A 15,262-nucleotide genomic window follows, 5' to 3' on the forward strand; every position below is an offset into this window, starting at 1 on the left:
AAAAAACATTACTTGTGGCCGCCGCCACTGGAATAGCCACCATACGAGCCGCCCGAACTGCGCGAGCCCGAACCGCTGCTGCAGGTGCTCAGGATGATCAGCAGGATGATGATGATCACGACGATCAGGATGATGGTCCCGCAGCCCAGGCTCGACGCCGCGCTCACGGGGAGCGCGTCGTTGCGCTTGAACATGTCTTTCTTGCCGCCGAGCCTGAAGGCCGCCGCCACCGCCGCGCTGTCGATCTTGCTGCCGGACGACCAGGTCAGCTCGTTGGCCGAGCGCTCCATCGACAGCAACGCGGCACCGTTGGCGAAGTCGCGGTTGAAGGTCTTCTGCCCGCGCTGGACCTGCCAGTAGAACTCGCCCGCGACGTAGGTCGTCTCCGCGTTGTAGGCGTACTGCTGCTGGTAGACCTTGCCGAGATAGGTCGCCCGGGCGCCGCTCTCGGCCATGGTCGGCGCACCGGTCGTGGGCTTCACCATGCTCCAGCCGTCTTCCGCGTCGACCAGGAAGCTGAAGCCGCGCTTCTTGTTGTAGAGCAGGTATTCGCTCCACCCGAAGTGCTCGTCGTCGCCGGGCGCCGCGCCCATGCGGTGCTGGAAGCCGACCACCTGCCAGTCCACGCCTTGCAGCAGGCCAACGGAGCCGATGGAAATCAGCGGCTGGACCGGCTCGTCCTGTATCGCATGCCGCAACTCGCCACCGATGCCTTGCGACAGATCGATGATGCTGTTGCAAGCCGGGCAGGTGACGCTCTTGCTGTCGACGAGGTTGACGGTGACCGGCGAGCCGCAGTTCGGGCAGTTGAAGCTGCGGCCTCTCTCCTCCTTGGCCGACTCCTCGCGCAAGCCGGTGAGCTGCAGGTCCTCGAGCCGCACTGCGCGGCCCAGGTAGACACCAGGGGGATTCGTGTCGTAGTCGAGACTGAGCACCTGCCCTTTGTCGCTGCGCAATTCGACCACCGGAAAGCGGCGGCCCAACTCGGGCAAGCGCGGCAGTTCGCCCTGCGCCGAGAGCAGCGCGACCTGCTCGTTCGATGAGACCGTGTAGTTCTGGCCGTTGAAGGCGGTGGTCGCCCCGACGCGCAGATCCGCTGCCGGCGGCGCGACGCGCTGCAGTTCGAAAGGCAGGGCAAAGACGAAGGCGCCGTTGTCTTCGCTCAGGATCCCCGTGCGCTCCCCGTCGAGCGCGGCGATCCATTCGGTCCAGCGCCCGCCGTCGTGGCTGTACTGCAGTCGGCCGACCAGCGTGAAGGGCTTGTCATCGATGCGGCCGGCAGTGAACAGTTGCAGCGGGCTGAAGTCGTCGAACAGCTCCGCCATCTTGCCGGTGCGCGCGAGCGTCTCGCCCTGCCGCACCACCGTGCTGTGGCAATAGGGGCAGACGGCATGCGTCGATTGGGCCGAACGAAATTCGACCGGCGCGCCGCAGCCGGGGCAGGGCGCTCGGTAGTAACGCTGCTGGGGAGAGTCGGAAGCCAACGGGGCGGATCAGACGAGCTTTTTCAGCAGCTCCGCCTTTTTGGCGTCGAATTCTTCCTGTGTGAGGATGCCTTTGGCCTTCAGTTCGCCGAGCTTTTCGAGCGTGGTCATCACATCGGCCGGATTGACGACCGCGACTACCGGCTGCTGAGCCGGAGCTGCGGCCGGGTTGTTCTGGCTGAGCCCTTGCGACAGGTTCTGTGCCAGCACCTGGCCCAGCGCGACGCCCGCGCCCAACCCCATCGCATCGCCGGCGATGCCGCCACCGCTGCCCGCACCTTCGGCAAATTTCGGGATCGCCTGCGCCGTCTGGTACTGCATGAACTTGCCCATGTCGTTGCCGACCATGCCCATGCCAATCTTCTGGTCGAGAACTTTCTGGAGTTCTTCCGGCAAAGAGACGTTCTGGACGGTGATGTTCTCCAGCTTGATGCCGATCTTCGCGAACGCAGGGACGAGCTGCGTCGCGAGCGCTTCCGCGAACTGGATCTGATTGGCAGCGAGATCGAGGAATGGCACGCCGCTCGAAGCGATCGCGTTGCTGATGTTCTGCAGCACGAGGCCGCGCAACTGGCCGTCGAGATCCACCAGCGAATAGACGTCGCGCGTGCCCGATATCTCGGTATGGAACAGCTTGGCATCGCCGATGCGGAAGCTGTAGTTGCCGAAGGCGCGCAGGCGCACCGCGCCGAAATCCTTGTCGCGAATGGTGATCGGCTGGGGCGTGCCCCATTTCTGATCCACCTGCTGGCGGGTACTGAAGAAATACACGTCGCTCTTGAAAGGCGACTCGAAGAGCTTGTCCCAGTTCTTGAGATAGGTGAGGACGGGCAGCGTCTGTGTCGTGAGCTTGTACATGCCCGGTCCGAACACGTCGGCCACCTGGCCCTCGTTGACGAACACGGCGACTTGCGACTCGCGCACGGTGAGCGAGGCGCCATTCTGGATCTCCATCTCCGCCATCGGGAAGCGCCACGCCAGTGTTCCGTCGCCGGTTTCGGTCCACTGAATGATGTCGATGAACTGCTTCTTGATGAAATCCATCAGCGCCATGGTCGCTCCTCGTGCAGGGGTTTTCTGTGGCGGGCATATTGCCACATCGCTCAAAGGACAACTCTGGGGATAGTTCCGGCACAACGCAACACTTGTCCACAGGCGCGACGCGATGTTCGAAGTTGTTCGCTTTGGCGCGACAGCACCGAAGCGGTGCTGCGCACAGCACTCCGGCTACGGCAAGTCCCTGTCGCGAAACAGGAAAATGACCCTGTCCACAGCCAAGCGCGGCCCTTACTACTACTACTAATCTAAATAGGAAGAATAAGTAGGAGAGATAGTAAGAGCCGTGTTTTGCGAAGCTTCCCTCGTTGGCGCCGGAGGCCGACACCCTCCGGAATCGAGGTCTACAATCGGCGCCCTTTACAAGAAGCGTCCTAGGAGGCACGGCCCAATGTCCGATTCGACTTCTCAGATATCCACGCCGGAAGACAAGCGTGCCGAGTTGCGCCGCGCGGCGCTCGAGTACCACGAGCTTCCAGTGCCGGGCAAGATCTCGATCGCCGCGACCAAGCAGATGGTCAACCAGCGTGATCTGGCGCTGGCCTATTCCCCGGGCGTCGCGGCGCCGTGCGAGGAGATCGTCAAGGACCCGGTGAACGCCTTCAAGTACACGGCCCGCGGCAATCTCGTGGCGGTCATCACCAACGGCACGGCGGTGCTCGGCCTGGGCGACATCGGCCCGCTGGCTTCGAAGCCGGTGATGGAAGGCAAGGGCGTCCTGTTCAAGAAGTTCGCCGGCGTCGATGTGTTCGACATCGAGATCGACGAAAAGGACCCGGCCAGGCTGGTCGAGGTGATCGCCGCGCTGGAGCCGACTTTCGGCGCCATCAACCTCGAGGACATCAAGGCTCCGGATTGCTTCTATGTCGAGCGCGAACTGCGCAAGCGCATGAAGATCCCGGTCTTCCACGACGACCAGCACGGCACCGCCATCACGGTGGCCGCGGCCATGCTGAACGGCCTGAAGGTGGTGGGCAAGGACATTTCGCAGGTGAAACTCGTCACCTCCGGCGCGGGCGCTGCGGCGCTGGCCTGTCTGAACCTGCTGCTCAAGGTCGGACTCAAGCGCGAGAACGTCTATGTGACCGACCTGGCGGGCGTGGTTTACGAAGGCCGCACCGAACTGATGGACGACGACAAGCGTCAGTACATGCAGAAGACCGAGGCGCGTACGCTGGCCGAGGTGATCGAAGGCGCCGACGTGTTCCTCGGGCTGTCGGCGGGCGGCGTGCTCAAGCCTGCGATGGTCGCGAAGATGGCGGCCAAGCCGGTGATCTTCGCGCTGGCCAACCCCAACCCGGAAATTTCACCGGAAGACGCGCACGCGGTGCGCGATGACGTGGTTATGGCCACGGGTCGCACGGACTATCCGAACCAGGTCAACAACGTCCTCTGCTTCCCGTACATCTTCCGTGGCGCGTTGGATTGCGGTGCGACCACCATCACCGACGAGATGGAAGTCGCGGCGGTGCATGCGATCGCCGAACTGGCGCAGGCCGAGCAGAGCGAGCGCGTGGCGGCGGCCTACGTCGGCGAGAAGCTGACGTTCGGTCCCGAGTACCTGATCCCGAAGCCCTTCGATCCGCGATTGATGATGAAGATCGCGCCGGCGGTCGCCAAGGCCGCGGCCGAGAGCGGGGTGGCGCTGCGCCCGATTGCCGATCTCGACGCCTATCGCGACAAGCTGCAGGCCTTCGTCTACACCTCCGGCACGACGATGAAACCCATCTTCGACGCGGCCAAGCGTGCGTCGAAGAAGAGGGTCGCGTACTGCGAGGGCGAGGAAGAGCGAGTGCTGCGTGCGGCGCAGATCGTGGTTGACGAAGGCATTGCACGGCCCACGCTGATCGGCCGCCCGGCCATCATCGCGCAGCGCATCGAGAAGTTCGGCCTCCGGCTCAAGGAAGATCTTGACTACGACATCGTCAATGTCGAGCAGGACCGCCGCTACCGAGACTTCTGGCAGACCTACCACCGCATGACCGAACGCAAGGGCACGACGGTGCAGACTGCCAAGATCGAGATGCGCCGCCGCCTCACGCTGATCGGCGCGATGCTGCTGCACAAGGGCGACGTGGACGGGATGATCTGCGGCACCTGGGGTACCACGGCCATCCACCTGCACTACATCGACCAGGTGATCGGCAAGCGCCCGGGCGGCTGCGCCAGCACCCCGCAGAACGTGCCGATCTATGCTTGCATGAACGGCCTCTTGCTGCCGAATCGGCAGGTGTTTCTGGTCGACACGCACGTCAACTACGATCCGACGCCCGAGGAACTGGCGGAAATCACGACCATGGCGGCCGAGGAAATGATGCGCTTCGGACTCAAGCCCAAGGCGGCTCTGCTGTCGCACTCCAACTTCGGCAGCAGCAACCTGCCCAGCGCCGTGAAGATGCGCCAGACGTTGGATCTGCTTCGCGTGCAGGCGCCATGGCTCGAAGTCGACGGAGAAATGCACGGAGACGTCGCTTTGGACGGCAAGCAACGCGCCCTCGTCATGCCGCACAGTGCGCTGGCGGGTGACGCGAACCTTCTGGTGTTCCCGAACATCGACTCGGCCAATATTTCCTACAACTTGCTGAAGATGGCAGCGGGCGGAAACATCGCCATCGGCCCGGTCCTGCTGGGCGCGGCCAAACCTGTGCACATCCTGACGGCCAGCGCGACGGTGCGTCGGATCGTGAATATGACAGCGCTCACCGTTGCGGACGCCAACGCCGAACGCTAGGCGAAAAAAGCGAAAGCGGTCGCTAACTTCGATACGGTGCGGATCGTCCTGTGCTTGCTCAAGAATTGGGCAGGCGCTTGCTATTTGCGCGCCTCTGGTGCACACTTGCGGGCTTGAATTTGCGGGTTAACCCCAAGGTTAAACCCCCGATTCGGCCCCCCGCTCTTTTTCCTCTGGTGCCCCATGGCGGCTTACGCCTCGATCACGTCCCCGGTTTCCAAGTTTGCGCTCACTAGCTTGTTGCTGGTCAGCATGGCGACTGGAGTCCAGGCTCGCGAATGGTTCGGCATCCGCGCCGATCAGCCGGCAAAGGAGACGATCGCGTTGGCCGAATTGCCGGTGCAGGGCCAGCGTACTTATGGGGCCATATGGAATGGTGGCCCTTTCCGATACGAAAAAGACGGCGTGGTGTTCGGCAATCGCGAACGCCTGCTGCCGCAGGAACGGCGAGGCCACTACCGAGAGTACACGGTCGAAACGCCCGGCTCGCGTGACCGTGGTGCACGGCGCATCGTCTGCGGAGGCGAGCGCACGGCGCCATCGGACTGCTGGTACACGGCGGATCACTATGCGAGCTTCAGGCGGATCGTGCCATGAGCGATGAATTGAATTGGAGCGGCGCGCCAAAGCGCCCCGAAGTAATGATGACGACAACCATGGAAAGACCAGCGGAGATGACCTTATCCCTTCGTGCCGTGCGACCTAACATCGTGCAGTCGATTCGCGCATTTCGCGTGAGCGACCTGCAGGAAGCGGCGCACGCGGCGGGTCAGCACTTCCTCTATGCCAACCTGGGCAACGCTCAGACCAAGCAGGATGTGCTGGACCTGATCGCCCAGCAATTCACCTTTCCGCAGCACTTCGGCAAGAACTTCGACGCTCTGTACGACTGCATGACGGATCCCTTGCACAAATCGGGCCCGCAACCGGGCTTCGTGATCGTGCTCGAGCAGATCCCGGCCAACGCCAAGTTCGACAAGGAAGCGCGCGAGCAACTGCTCGACATCTTCCGCGACGCCTCGGACTACTGGGGAGACCGGAAGATACCGTTCAGGTGCTTCTATTCTTTTCTGTAGCCCGTTCTGCACACACCAGCCAAGCAGAACGGGCGAACGAGGCTCAGCAAAACGGCGCCGAATCGGCTCCGACCGTCGAAGTCCAGAACACCGACCCGACGGCAGAAAAGATGCCAACCGACAAGTTGGTCGACGTATCCCCGCTGGCGCTGCGCATGAGCAGCCCCTTCAACGCGGGATATTGGCTAGCCGCAGCGTAACTGTTGCTCGCCCCCAGGCTAGGCGCACTTCGTGTCGCTTCGCCTTCCCCCTGCCGGGGGGCAACATCAGCGGTCCGGCCTAGCCGGTTCCGCGGTGTTTCACGAACTAAAGCCCGTCATTGACGGGCTTTTCTTATTGGGAGGCCTGTTGGGCCAGGGTGACGTATTCCTGGACGGGCACTTCTTCTGCGCGGCGTTGGGTGTCGAAGCTGCCGGCGAAACTGTGCTGGTCCAGCCACTTGCCCAAGGTGTGGCGCAGCAGCTTGCGGCGCTGGCTGAAGGCGACCTGGACGATTTCACCGAGCCTTGCGGCATCGACCTTCGGCGGCTCGGCAAAGGGCACCATGCGCACGACGGCGCTGTCGACGCGCGGGGGCGGGTCGAAGCTTTCCGGCGGCACGAAGAGGACGTTGTCCATCGCATAGCGCCATTGCAGCATCACGCTGAGGCGGCTGTAGTCTGACGTTGCAGGTCTGGCGACCATGCGGTCGATGACCTCTTTTTGCAGCATGAAGTGCTGGTCAGTGATCAGGTGCGCGAAGCCGAGAAGATGGAACAGGATCGGCGTGGAGATGTTGTAGGGCAGGTTGCCCACCACGCGCAGGGCTTTTGCGGGCGGCACGACCAGGCTGGCGGCGAGAGTGGCGAAGTCGACCTTCAACACATCGGACTCGATCACGTTGAGTTGGCCGTGGCCGCGAAGGCGCTGGGCCAGATCGCGGTCGAGCTCGATCACCGTCAAGCGGCCCAGCCGTTCTACCAGGGGTTGCGTCAGCGCCGCGAGTCCCGGGCCGATCTCGACCATCGCATCGCTGGGCTGGGGTGCGATCTCGCGCACGATCGCATCGATGATCCCGCCGTCGGACAGGAAATGTTGCCCGAAGCGCTTGCGAGGGATGTGCTGCATCAAGCGCAGGCTCGGCCGGCCATCATGATCACGATTGCGGCGGCTCGCGCATTTCCACGTAGGCCCGTGCGCGCACTTCCTGCGCCCAGGTTTCGGTGGCTTCCGCGATCCGCTTCTGGCGCAGCATTGCGCGCGCGGCTTCGCGCTGTTCGGCTTGGCTCAGCTTGGCGTCGCGACGCCCGACCACCTGGATCAGGTGCACGCCGAAGCGCGAGACTAGCGGGTCGCTGGTCTGGCCCGGGGCCAGCCGGTTCATGGCTTCTTCGAATTCAGGCACGAACTGGCCGGGGCGCGCCCATCCCAGATCGCCGCCGTCCTTGGCGCTGCCATCCTGCGAATTGTCGCGCGCCAGCACCGCGAAATCGGCCGTCCCGTTTTGCACTTGCTGCTTGAACTGGTTCAGCTTCGCGATGGACTCCGCCGTCGTGCGCTTGGCATCGTTGAGCAACAGGATGTGGCGGACCTGCGTCTGGGTCACCACGGCGTCGCCCGAATTGGGCTGTGACTTGGCCAGCAGCTTCAGCACGTGGAAGCCGGCAGCCGAACGGACCGGACCGGCGATGCCATTGACCGGCGTGGATTGCGTCGCCTCGACGAGCAATTGCGGATAGCGTTCCGCGCTGCGCATGCCGATGGCGCCGCCCGAGGCGCGGTCGGGCGAATCGGAGAACTCCTGCACGAGCTTGGTGAAGTCCTCGCCGGCACGCGCCCGCTGGGCCAGGCCCTGCGCGCGCTGCTGCAGCTTCGCCACGTCGGCGTCGCTGGCGGACTCCGGCACGGCGACCAGAAGCTGCGCGATGTTGATGTTGGGGGGAATCGCCGCATTGGTGCCGCTGCGCTGGTCACGAATGAACTGATCGACCTCCACGTCGGTGATCTTGATCTTGTTTTCGATTTCGCGGTCCCGCAGGCGAATCAGCGTGAGCTGCTCCCGCAATTCGCGGCGGAACTGTTCTTGCGACAGGCCTTCTTCGGCGACCCGGCGGCGCAAGTCTGTCACGCTGACCTGGTTGTTCCGTGCCACGGTCTGCTCGGCCTGGTCGATCGCGATGTCGTCGACCCGGATGCCTTGTTCCTTCGCCACCTGCATCTGGGCACGCTCGTTGATGAGGCGTTCGAGCACCAGCCGCATCAGTTCCTGGCGCGAATAGCGCGCTGCTTCCGGGTTGTCCCGAAGGATGCGGACCGCGCGCGCCTGGACCTCGGTGTTGGTGATCGGCTCTGAATTGACCAGTGCGACGATGTACTCGGCCGAGCGCTGCACATTCGGCACGGGCGGGCGCGGCGCCGCGGTCGGAGCGGGCGCGAGACGCGGGCCGGCACGCATGATGTCGGTGATGCCGGTTCCTTGCGCACCGGAGGCCGTCGCCACGGAGGCAAGGCAGGCCAGGGTCAGGATGGAGCGGAGGTGATTCATGGCGGTGCTCGGTCTCAGTCGTAATTGGTGAAGCGGCTCGGCCCTGCGATCGGCTGGCGCAGGGGGGTGTACCGCTGAATGTTTTGCGTCAACGTACGCCTCGGACTCGACCCGACGCTGGCAAAGCCGACAAACTCAAGCTGGAACATGATCCGCGTGTTGGCGGTGACTTGCCCGGTCGTGACACGTTCCAGCACCACGCGCCCGATCCAGCAGCAACCGTCGTATTCGAAGCCCAGGACGCCATCGGTCAGCTTGCTGTCCTGCAAACTGTAATTGAGCCGACCCACTGCGTACCAGCGCCCACCTCCTTGACCGCGGCCGGAACCGAGATCCTTGCCTTTGTCGCCCCAGAGATCGTTCAGCGGCCACTGCCAACTGACATCGATGGATTTGTTGCCATCCTCGGAGGTCGAAGTGCTGTTGGCCTGGTAGCGGTAGGCTGCGCTGATCGAGCGGTAGGGCCCAGGGTTGTAGCGCGCGCTGATTGCCGTGCGCGTCGACGTTTGCTGATCCGGATTGTATTGGACCGTGCCGTCCACGCTCCATTTCGGTGTCCAGTTGATCTGCGCGCCCAGGAGAATGTCGCTCAGCCGGTCCGTCACGGGTGCGCCGCCGGGCAGGGTGACGAGCTGGTCTTCAAAGCGCAGGCGCTGCGCGATGCCGAAGCGGGCCGCTTCGGCGCCGGTGTCGGGATCGATGAGGCGAGTGCTCACGCCCAGGGTGAGCAGGTTGCTGTCGGAGATGCGGTCGTTGCCGGAAAACGCGTTTTCGGTGTAAATCGTCGCGAAGTTGAAGTCGTTGGACGCCGAGTCGTAGTTGGGCAGGTAGTTCTGGTTGCGGAACGGCGTGTACACGTAGTAGGCGCGAGGCTCCAGCGTCTGCTGGAAGGATCGGCCGAAAAAGCTGGTGTCGCGCTCGAAGATCAGACCGCTGTCGAGGCTGAACGTCGGCACGGTACGGGTCGCGTTGGTGACGCCGTTGGTCAGCAAAGGCGCATCGAACTGGTATGCCGTGGCGTTCAGCATCAGTTTCGGGACGACGAAAGTGCCGGGCGTCAGGAAGGGCCGGCTCAAGGTCGCGATGCCGAAAATGCGCTCGCCATTGGGCTGGCACGCCACGGGCGCGTTGGCGGGAAGGGCTCCGATGCATTGCTCGAGCGGCTTCGCCTCGAACCGGCTGTAGTCGGAATTGAACGAAAAATCGAAGCCGTTCCAGTCGTACTTGTTGTAGTTCGCCGTGATCTGCGGCATCCGGTCGTACGGCGGAACGATCGGCGAGGGCGCGTACTGCAGCGTCTGGTAGCTCAGCGCGCGGGCGACCCCGCTCCATTCGCCCTTGGCCCAGCTGAGCGTGCCATCGTTCGCCAGCAGGCGCTGCGTCAGCGAGGGCGTGCGGGTGAAGTCGCGCCAGTAGTCGTTGTCGCTCACGCGGTTGATGTTGAGCGTGCCGACCAGCGAGTCGAGGCCGAAATACTGGGCGTCGAACCGCTGCGTATGGTTGGTCCAGATGCCCCACCGGTCGCGGTCGCGCAGCCGATCGTCGGGCATGTAGTCGGCCCGGATCTCGCCGTTGTAGTTTTGTTCGAGGTAGCGGAACTCGGTGCCCAGGTTGATGCCGCGCTTCGACATCAGCGTGGGGTATAGCGTCGCGTCGCGATTGGGCGCGATGTTCCAGTAGTACGGCGTGGTGATGTCGACGCCATTGACATTGTCGATGCCGATGACCGGCGGCAGAAGCCCGCTCTTGCGATCGTTGCTGAGCGGGAAGCTCAGCGACGGGAACGGCGGCGTGCTGACACCCATGAATGTCAGCCGGGCGTTGGTCGCGACGCCGACGTTTTCCTCGGTGTCGGTCGTGAGGGTCGCGGCGCTCAGCAGCCATGCGGGCATCCAGCCCGGATAGTCCTCGGGCCGGCAGGTGGTGTAGGTCGCCAGCCGGGCCACCGACACATTGCTGTCGACGAAGTCGATGCGTTCCGCCGTGCCGTGGCCGCCGTTGGTCAGGAATCGATAGCGCACGTTGTTGAAGAAGCCCTCGAAAGTCTCGAGCCGAAGTTGCAGTTCGGGGCCTTCGTAGACGTTGCCAGCCTGATTCACATGGACATTGCCGGTCGCCTTGGCGAGGTCTTCGGGCTGGTAATACTCCAGCCGATCGGCACGGATCATGGTGTCGCCGCGGCGCAGCGTTGCGTTGCCTTCGACCACTGTCTCGAGATCCGGGCGGCCGGAGATGCGGTCGCCATACACGAAGCTGGGCAACTGGCCGCGCTGTTCCGGCGTGATGGTTTCGGTGAGTTGCGGCGTGCGCTTGAGCACGAGCGGGGCATCGAGATCCGCATCCTGCGCGCACGCACTGTGCGCATGCAACAGGGCAAGCGACAGCACCGCCAGCGGCAAAGGCGGGCGGGACCGGCGCCAGGCGGCTCGGTTCAAGTCAGGCATCAGGTACGGGACAAATAACGTCTGGAGGGGGAAGACGGCGCCAGGGGCCGGCAGGTTGCGAGGCTCCGCAGCAGGCGGATTTGTAGAATTGATTATCCATGACAGCTTCCCAGCCATCGGCCAGCGGCGCCGCGACACCTTTTCTTCCCCCGGCCTGGAGCGATCCGACCCGCGCCGAGGCGTTCAGCCAGTGGATGGAGCGCATTGCAGCCGCGCACCAACTGCTGCCGCATAGCGTTCGCCTCGCTTCTGCCGACGCGAGCTTCCGGCGCTATTTCCGCGTCGACACCAGCGACGGCGCGCGGACCCGCATCGTGATGGATGCCCCGCCCGCCCAGGAAAACAGCACCCCCTTCGTGCAGGTCGCGAAGCTGATGGCCGACGCCGGCGTGATCGCGCCGCGAGTGCTCGAATGGGACGAGGCCAACGGCTTCCTGCTGCTGGACGATCTGGGCCTGCAGACCATGCTGGACGTGATCGAACCCGCCAACCCCGATGCCGCACGACCGCTCTACGCCCAGGCGATCGATGCGCTGATCCTCTGGCAGAAGTCCTCGCGGCCCGAGGTGCTGCCGCCCTACGACCAGGCGCTGCTGGAGCGTGAACTTGCGTTGTTTCCGCTGTGGTACATCGAGCAGCACCGCGGCTTGCCCGTCGAGGGCAAGCTCAAGGAGCGCCTCGATCGCAGCTTCAGGCTGATCGTCGAGAGCAACCTCGCCGCGCCGCGCGTCTACGTGCACCGCGACTTCATGCCGCGCAACCTGATGGTCACCGGCGGTCCTGCGCTGGGCGTGCTGGACTTTCAGGATGCCGTCCACGGCCCGATCACCTACGACATCGCGAGCCTGATGCGCGACGCCTTCCTGAGCTGGGACGAGGAATTCGTGCTCGACATGACGGTGCGCTACTGGCAACAGGCCCGCAAGGCCGGCCTGCCGGTGGACGAGGACTTCGGCGCTTTCTACCGCGCGGTCGAATGGATGGGCCTGCAACGCCACCTGAAGGTGGCCGGCATCTTCGCGCGACTCACGTTGCGTGACGGCAAACCGAAATACCTCGCCGACACGCCGCGCTTCATCGCCTACATCCGGGCGACGGCCAGCCGCTACACCGAACTCACCCCGCTGCTGCGGGTCATCGACGAGGTCGAAGGCACCCAACCCGTGACCGGGTTCGCCTACGGACGGGTGTGACGGCGCGCTTTCACTGCGCAGTGGCGCTGACCGTGAACAGCGCGTTGACGCTGCCACCCGGCGCTGCGCGCCATGTGCAGGTGCTGCGAATGCAGCCGGGCGATGCGCTGATACTGTTCGACGGCAGCGGCGGCGAGTATGCCGCGACGGTCGAGCGCATGGGACGCAGCGAAGTCGCCGTGCAGGTCGGTGCACACACCGCCATCGAACGTGAAGCGCCACGCGCCGTGCATCTCGCCGTCGGCATGCCTGCCAACGAGCGGATGGACTGGCTGGTCGAAAAGGCGACCGAACTCGGTGTGGCGAGCATCCAGCCACTCATGACCGCGCACGGCGTGTTGCGGCTCGCCGGCGAGCGCGCGGAGAAGAAGCGCGCGCATTGGGAGGCCGTCGCCATTGCGGCCTGCGAACAATGCGGGCGCAATCGCGTGCCGGTGATCCATCCGGTGCAGTCGCTGGCCGGTTGGCTGGCGAAACCCGTCGTCGATGCGGAACGCTTCATCCTGAGCTTGGCCGATGGAACCCGGCCGGTGTCCGACATCGCCGACGGAGCATCGAGCGAGGCGCGCAACGCGTGGGTGCTGAGCGGGCCGGAAGGCGGCCTCAGCGCCGCCGAGGAGCAGGACGCGATCGCGCGCGATTTCGTGCCGCTCACGCTCGGCCCGCGGGTTCTGCGCGCCGAAACCGCGGCGCTGGCGGCGCTGGCGTTGCTCGCCGGCCAGTAAGCGCCGGTTCCTTCTTCCTTTCGCTCCCATCTTCCCCCTCATATTCATCAGTGCGCACCCTCATGCCGTCTCGCTCCATCCCCTCGCGCGTCGCGCCCATCCTGCTCGCTGCGCTGTGTGCTGCGGGTGTCGCTCACGCCCAGGGATCCGCCGTCGCGCCGACCCCCACGCAGGTGAGACCGGCCGTCGATCACGCCTACACGCAACTCCTGGGCGCTCCCGGCATCAAGCAACTGCTCGATGCGGTGCAGGCCGATCACGAGCGCTCGATCGAGGACCTGAAGATGCTCACCGAGATCGAGGCACCGCCGTTCAAGGAGCAGAAGCGCGCCGAGGCCTTCCTCGCGCGCCTGAAGGCGCTGGGATTGACCGATGCCCGGATCGACAGCGAAGGCAATGTGATCGGTCTGCGTAAGGGCACAGGCAACGGTCCGAAGCTGATGATCTCGGCCCACCTGGACACCGTGTTCCCGGCCGGCACCGACGTCAAGGTGAAGGAGCGTGACGGCAAGCTCTACGCGCCGGGAATTTCCGATGACACGCGCGGTCTCGCTGTGCTGTTGTCATGGCTCAAGGTGCTGAACGACAACAAGATCCAGACCGTGGGCGATCTGCTGTTCGTCGGCAATGTCGGCGAGGAAGAGCTGGGCAACCTGCGTGGCATGAAGGCGATCTTCCGCGACCATCTCGACATCGACGGCATGGTGGGCGTCGAACCGGCGGCCGAAGGCAATGTGACGGTGCTCGGCACCGCAAGCCATCGCTACGAGGTGACCTTCAAAGGGCCGGGCGGCCACAGCTACGCGGCCTTCGGCCAGGTGCCCAGCGCCATCCACGGCATGGGCCGCGCGATCGCCAAGATCGCCGACATCAAGACGCCCAGCTTTCCGAAGACCACCTTCACCGTCGGCACGGTGGGCGGCGGCACTTCCGTCAACACCATTGCGCCGGATGCGCGCATGGCGGTCGACATTCGCTCGGACGACATGAACGCGCTGCTCGATACCGAAAAGAAGGTGCTGGCGGCGATCGACGAAGCGGTGGCGGAAGAGAACAAGCGCTGGAACGTCACGACGCTGAGCGTCTCCAACAAGCTGATCGGCGACCGGCCGGGCGGACGCACCGGCTCGGATTCGGTGATCGTCGAGGCCGCCGTTCGATCGAACGCCGCCTTCGGTCACAAGACGCTGCTGTCCGGGGCGAGCACCGATGCGAACGTGCCGATGTCGCTCGGCATCCCCGCCATCATCATCGGTGGCGGCGGCAAGACGGGCGGCTTTCACGCACTCTCGGAATGGATCGACGTGACAGACGGGTGGAAGGGCGCGCAGAATGCCCTCGTGACCGTTCTCGGGCTGGTCGGCGTGCAGGGCGTGAGCGAGCCCTTGCTTGCGAAGCGCCCCCCGCGCCTGAAATAAAGTCGCACCCCAAATTGCACGTTCAGGAGGCCCATCATGGGATTGCTAGATTCAGTTCTCGGACAAGTGCTCGGCGGCACCCAGGCACAACCACAGGCTGGCGACGTCGGAAGCCTCGGCGGTCTTGGCGGCTTGCTTGGCAGCAATGGTGACCTCGGCGGTCTGGCCGGCGCGCTCGGCGGCCTGCTCGCCAACAACGGCGAACTCGGCGGACTAGGGGGCCTGGTCTCCAAGTTCAACCAGGCCGGCATGGGCGACGTCATCGGCTCCTGGGTCGGCACGGGCGAGAACGCTCCCATCTCGGGCGGACAGTTGCAACAGGCGCTCGGCGGTGATGTCATCTCCGGCATTGCACAGAAGCTCGGTATCAACGCCACGACGCTGCTGCCCTTGCTGGCCACCATGCTGCCCACGCTGATTGACCAACTGACGCCGAAGGGTCAGGTGCCGGCGGAGGGGCTGGGCAATCAGGACGATCTGCTCTCATCGCTCAGCGGACTTCTGCAGAAGGGCTGACGCAGCCCGCTCCAGAATCATGGCGCCTCCGGGCGCCATTTTTGTTGGCGGCGGCGCTGGCACCCCCCGTGATAGAACCGGCGTCCACTCCCTGG

General features: G+C 64.5%; 12 protein-coding genes. 7 read left to right on the forward strand and 5 right to left on the reverse strand.

Annotated features, from left to right (window positions below):
* Nucleotides 1-8 precede the first annotated feature (8 nt).
* Together QTI04_RS27355 and QTI04_RS27360 are read right to left on the reverse strand one after the other, a co-directional pair.
* Nucleotides 9-1,484: a DUF4178 domain-containing protein gene (locus tag QTI04_RS27355; RefSeq protein ID WP_286618320.1), complete on the reverse strand. Its 1,476-nt coding sequence runs from the start codon at nucleotides 1,482-1,484 to the stop codon at nucleotides 9-11.
* A 9-nt stretch (nucleotides 1,485-1,493) separates the two neighbouring features.
* Entirely contained in the window at nucleotides 1,494-2,537 is a 1,044-nt protein-coding gene (locus QTI04_RS27360) for an SPFH domain-containing protein (protein WP_286618322.1), read from the reverse strand.
* Between the two features lie 394 nt (nucleotides 2,538-2,931).
* Between QTI04_RS27360 and QTI04_RS27365 the strand changes: the two genes are divergently transcribed.
* From QTI04_RS27365 to QTI04_RS27375, 3 genes are all read left to right on the forward strand, one after another.
* On the forward strand, nucleotides 2,932-5,271 hold the full coding sequence (locus QTI04_RS27365) for an NADP-dependent malic enzyme (protein ID WP_286618323.1): 2,340 nt from the start codon (nucleotides 2,932-2,934) through the stop codon (nucleotides 5,269-5,271).
* A gap of 183 nt (nucleotides 5,272-5,454) precedes the next feature.
* Entirely contained in the window at nucleotides 5,455-5,868 is a 414-nt protein-coding gene (locus QTI04_RS27370; protein WP_286618325.1) for a ribonuclease, read from the forward strand.
* Between the two features lie 47 nt (nucleotides 5,869-5,915).
* Nucleotides 5,916-6,347, forward strand: a complete 432-nt coding sequence (locus QTI04_RS27375; RefSeq protein WP_286600797.1) for a barstar family protein — start codon at nucleotides 5,916-5,918, stop codon at nucleotides 6,345-6,347.
* Between the two features lie 333 nt (nucleotides 6,348-6,680).
* On the opposite strand, the gene rsmA is transcribed toward QTI04_RS27375, so the two are convergent.
* The 3 genes from rsmA to QTI04_RS27390 are packed head-to-tail and all read right to left on the reverse strand — an operon-like array spanning nucleotide 6,681 to nucleotide 11,315.
* Complete coding sequence (gene rsmA / locus QTI04_RS27380) at nucleotides 6,681-7,454, reverse strand: 16S rRNA (adenine(1518)-N(6)/adenine(1519)-N(6))-dimethyltransferase RsmA (protein ID WP_286618326.1); 774 nt, start codon at nucleotides 7,452-7,454, stop codon at nucleotides 6,681-6,683.
* Between the two features lie 28 nt (nucleotides 7,455-7,482).
* Nucleotides 7,483-8,871: a peptidylprolyl isomerase gene (locus QTI04_RS27385; protein WP_286618328.1), complete on the reverse strand. Its 1,389-nt coding sequence runs from the start codon at nucleotides 8,869-8,871 to the stop codon at nucleotides 7,483-7,485.
* 14 nt (nucleotides 8,872-8,885) lie between these two features.
* On the reverse strand, nucleotides 8,886-11,315 hold the full coding sequence (locus tag QTI04_RS27390; RefSeq protein WP_286618429.1) for an LPS-assembly protein LptD: 2,430 nt from the start codon (nucleotides 11,313-11,315) through the stop codon (nucleotides 8,886-8,888).
* 98 nt (nucleotides 11,316-11,413) lie between these two features.
* Between QTI04_RS27390 and QTI04_RS27395 the strand changes: the two genes are divergently transcribed.
* The 4 genes from QTI04_RS27395 (at nucleotide 11,414) to QTI04_RS27410 (ending at nucleotide 15,167) form a co-directional block, all read left to right on the forward strand.
* Nucleotides 11,414-12,508, forward strand: coding sequence for an aminoglycoside phosphotransferase family protein (locus QTI04_RS27395; RefSeq protein WP_286618329.1), 1,095 nt, complete (start codon nucleotides 11,414-11,416; stop codon nucleotides 12,506-12,508).
* The gene (locus QTI04_RS27400; RefSeq protein WP_286618331.1) at nucleotides 12,505-13,233 is read left to right on the forward strand and encodes a 16S rRNA (uracil(1498)-N(3))-methyltransferase; all 729 of its coding nucleotides are present in this window, start codon (nucleotides 12,505-12,507) and stop codon (nucleotides 13,231-13,233) included. Before QTI04_RS27395 ends, QTI04_RS27400 begins: the two co-directional genes overlap by 4 nt.
* A gap of 62 nt (nucleotides 13,234-13,295) precedes the next feature.
* The gene (locus tag QTI04_RS27405; RefSeq protein WP_286618334.1) at nucleotides 13,296-14,651 is read left to right on the forward strand and encodes a M20/M25/M40 family metallo-hydrolase; all 1,356 of its coding nucleotides are present in this window, start codon (nucleotides 13,296-13,298) and stop codon (nucleotides 14,649-14,651) included.
* Between the two features lie 36 nt (nucleotides 14,652-14,687).
* Nucleotides 14,688-15,167: a YidB family protein gene (locus QTI04_RS27410; RefSeq protein WP_286600437.1), complete on the forward strand. Its 480-nt coding sequence runs from the start codon at nucleotides 14,688-14,690 to the stop codon at nucleotides 15,165-15,167.
* Nucleotides 15,168-15,262: the final 95 nt, after the last annotated feature.

Source organism: Variovorax sp. J22R115, assembly GCF_030317005.1.
Lineage (GTDB): Bacteria > Pseudomonadota > Gammaproteobacteria > Burkholderiales > Burkholderiaceae_C > Variovorax.

Bases quoted from the DNA above. Each gene is read 5' to 3' on its own strand.
- QTI04_RS27395 (WP_286618329.1), top strand. From the start codon at position 11,414: ATGACAGCTTCCCAGCCATCGGCCAGCGGCGCCGCGACACCTTTTCTT.
- rsmA (WP_286618326.1), bottom strand. From the start codon at position 7,454: ATGCAGCACATCCCTCGCAAGCGCTTCGGGCAACATTTCCTGTCCGAC.
- QTI04_RS27375 (WP_286600797.1), top strand. From the start codon at position 5,916: ATGACGACAACCATGGAAAGACCAGCGGAGATGACCTTATCCCTTCGT.
- QTI04_RS27370 (WP_286618325.1), top strand. From the start codon at position 5,455: ATGGCGGCTTACGCCTCGATCACGTCCCCGGTTTCCAAGTTTGCGCTC.
- QTI04_RS27410 (WP_286600437.1), top strand. From the start codon at position 14,688: ATGGGATTGCTAGATTCAGTTCTCGGACAAGTGCTCGGCGGCACCCAG.
- QTI04_RS27390 (WP_286618429.1), bottom strand. From the start codon at position 11,315: ATGCCTGACTTGAACCGAGCCGCCTGGCGCCGGTCCCGCCCGCCTTTG.
- QTI04_RS27360 (WP_286618322.1), bottom strand. From the start codon at position 2,537: ATGGCGCTGATGGATTTCATCAAGAAGCAGTTCATCGACATCATTCAG.
- QTI04_RS27385 (WP_286618328.1), bottom strand. From the start codon at position 8,871: ATGAATCACCTCCGCTCCATCCTGACCCTGGCCTGCCTTGCCTCCGTG.
- QTI04_RS27365 (WP_286618323.1), top strand. From the start codon at position 2,932: ATGTCCGATTCGACTTCTCAGATATCCACGCCGGAAGACAAGCGTGCC.
- QTI04_RS27405 (WP_286618334.1), top strand. From the start codon at position 13,296: ATGCCGTCTCGCTCCATCCCCTCGCGCGTCGCGCCCATCCTGCTCGCT.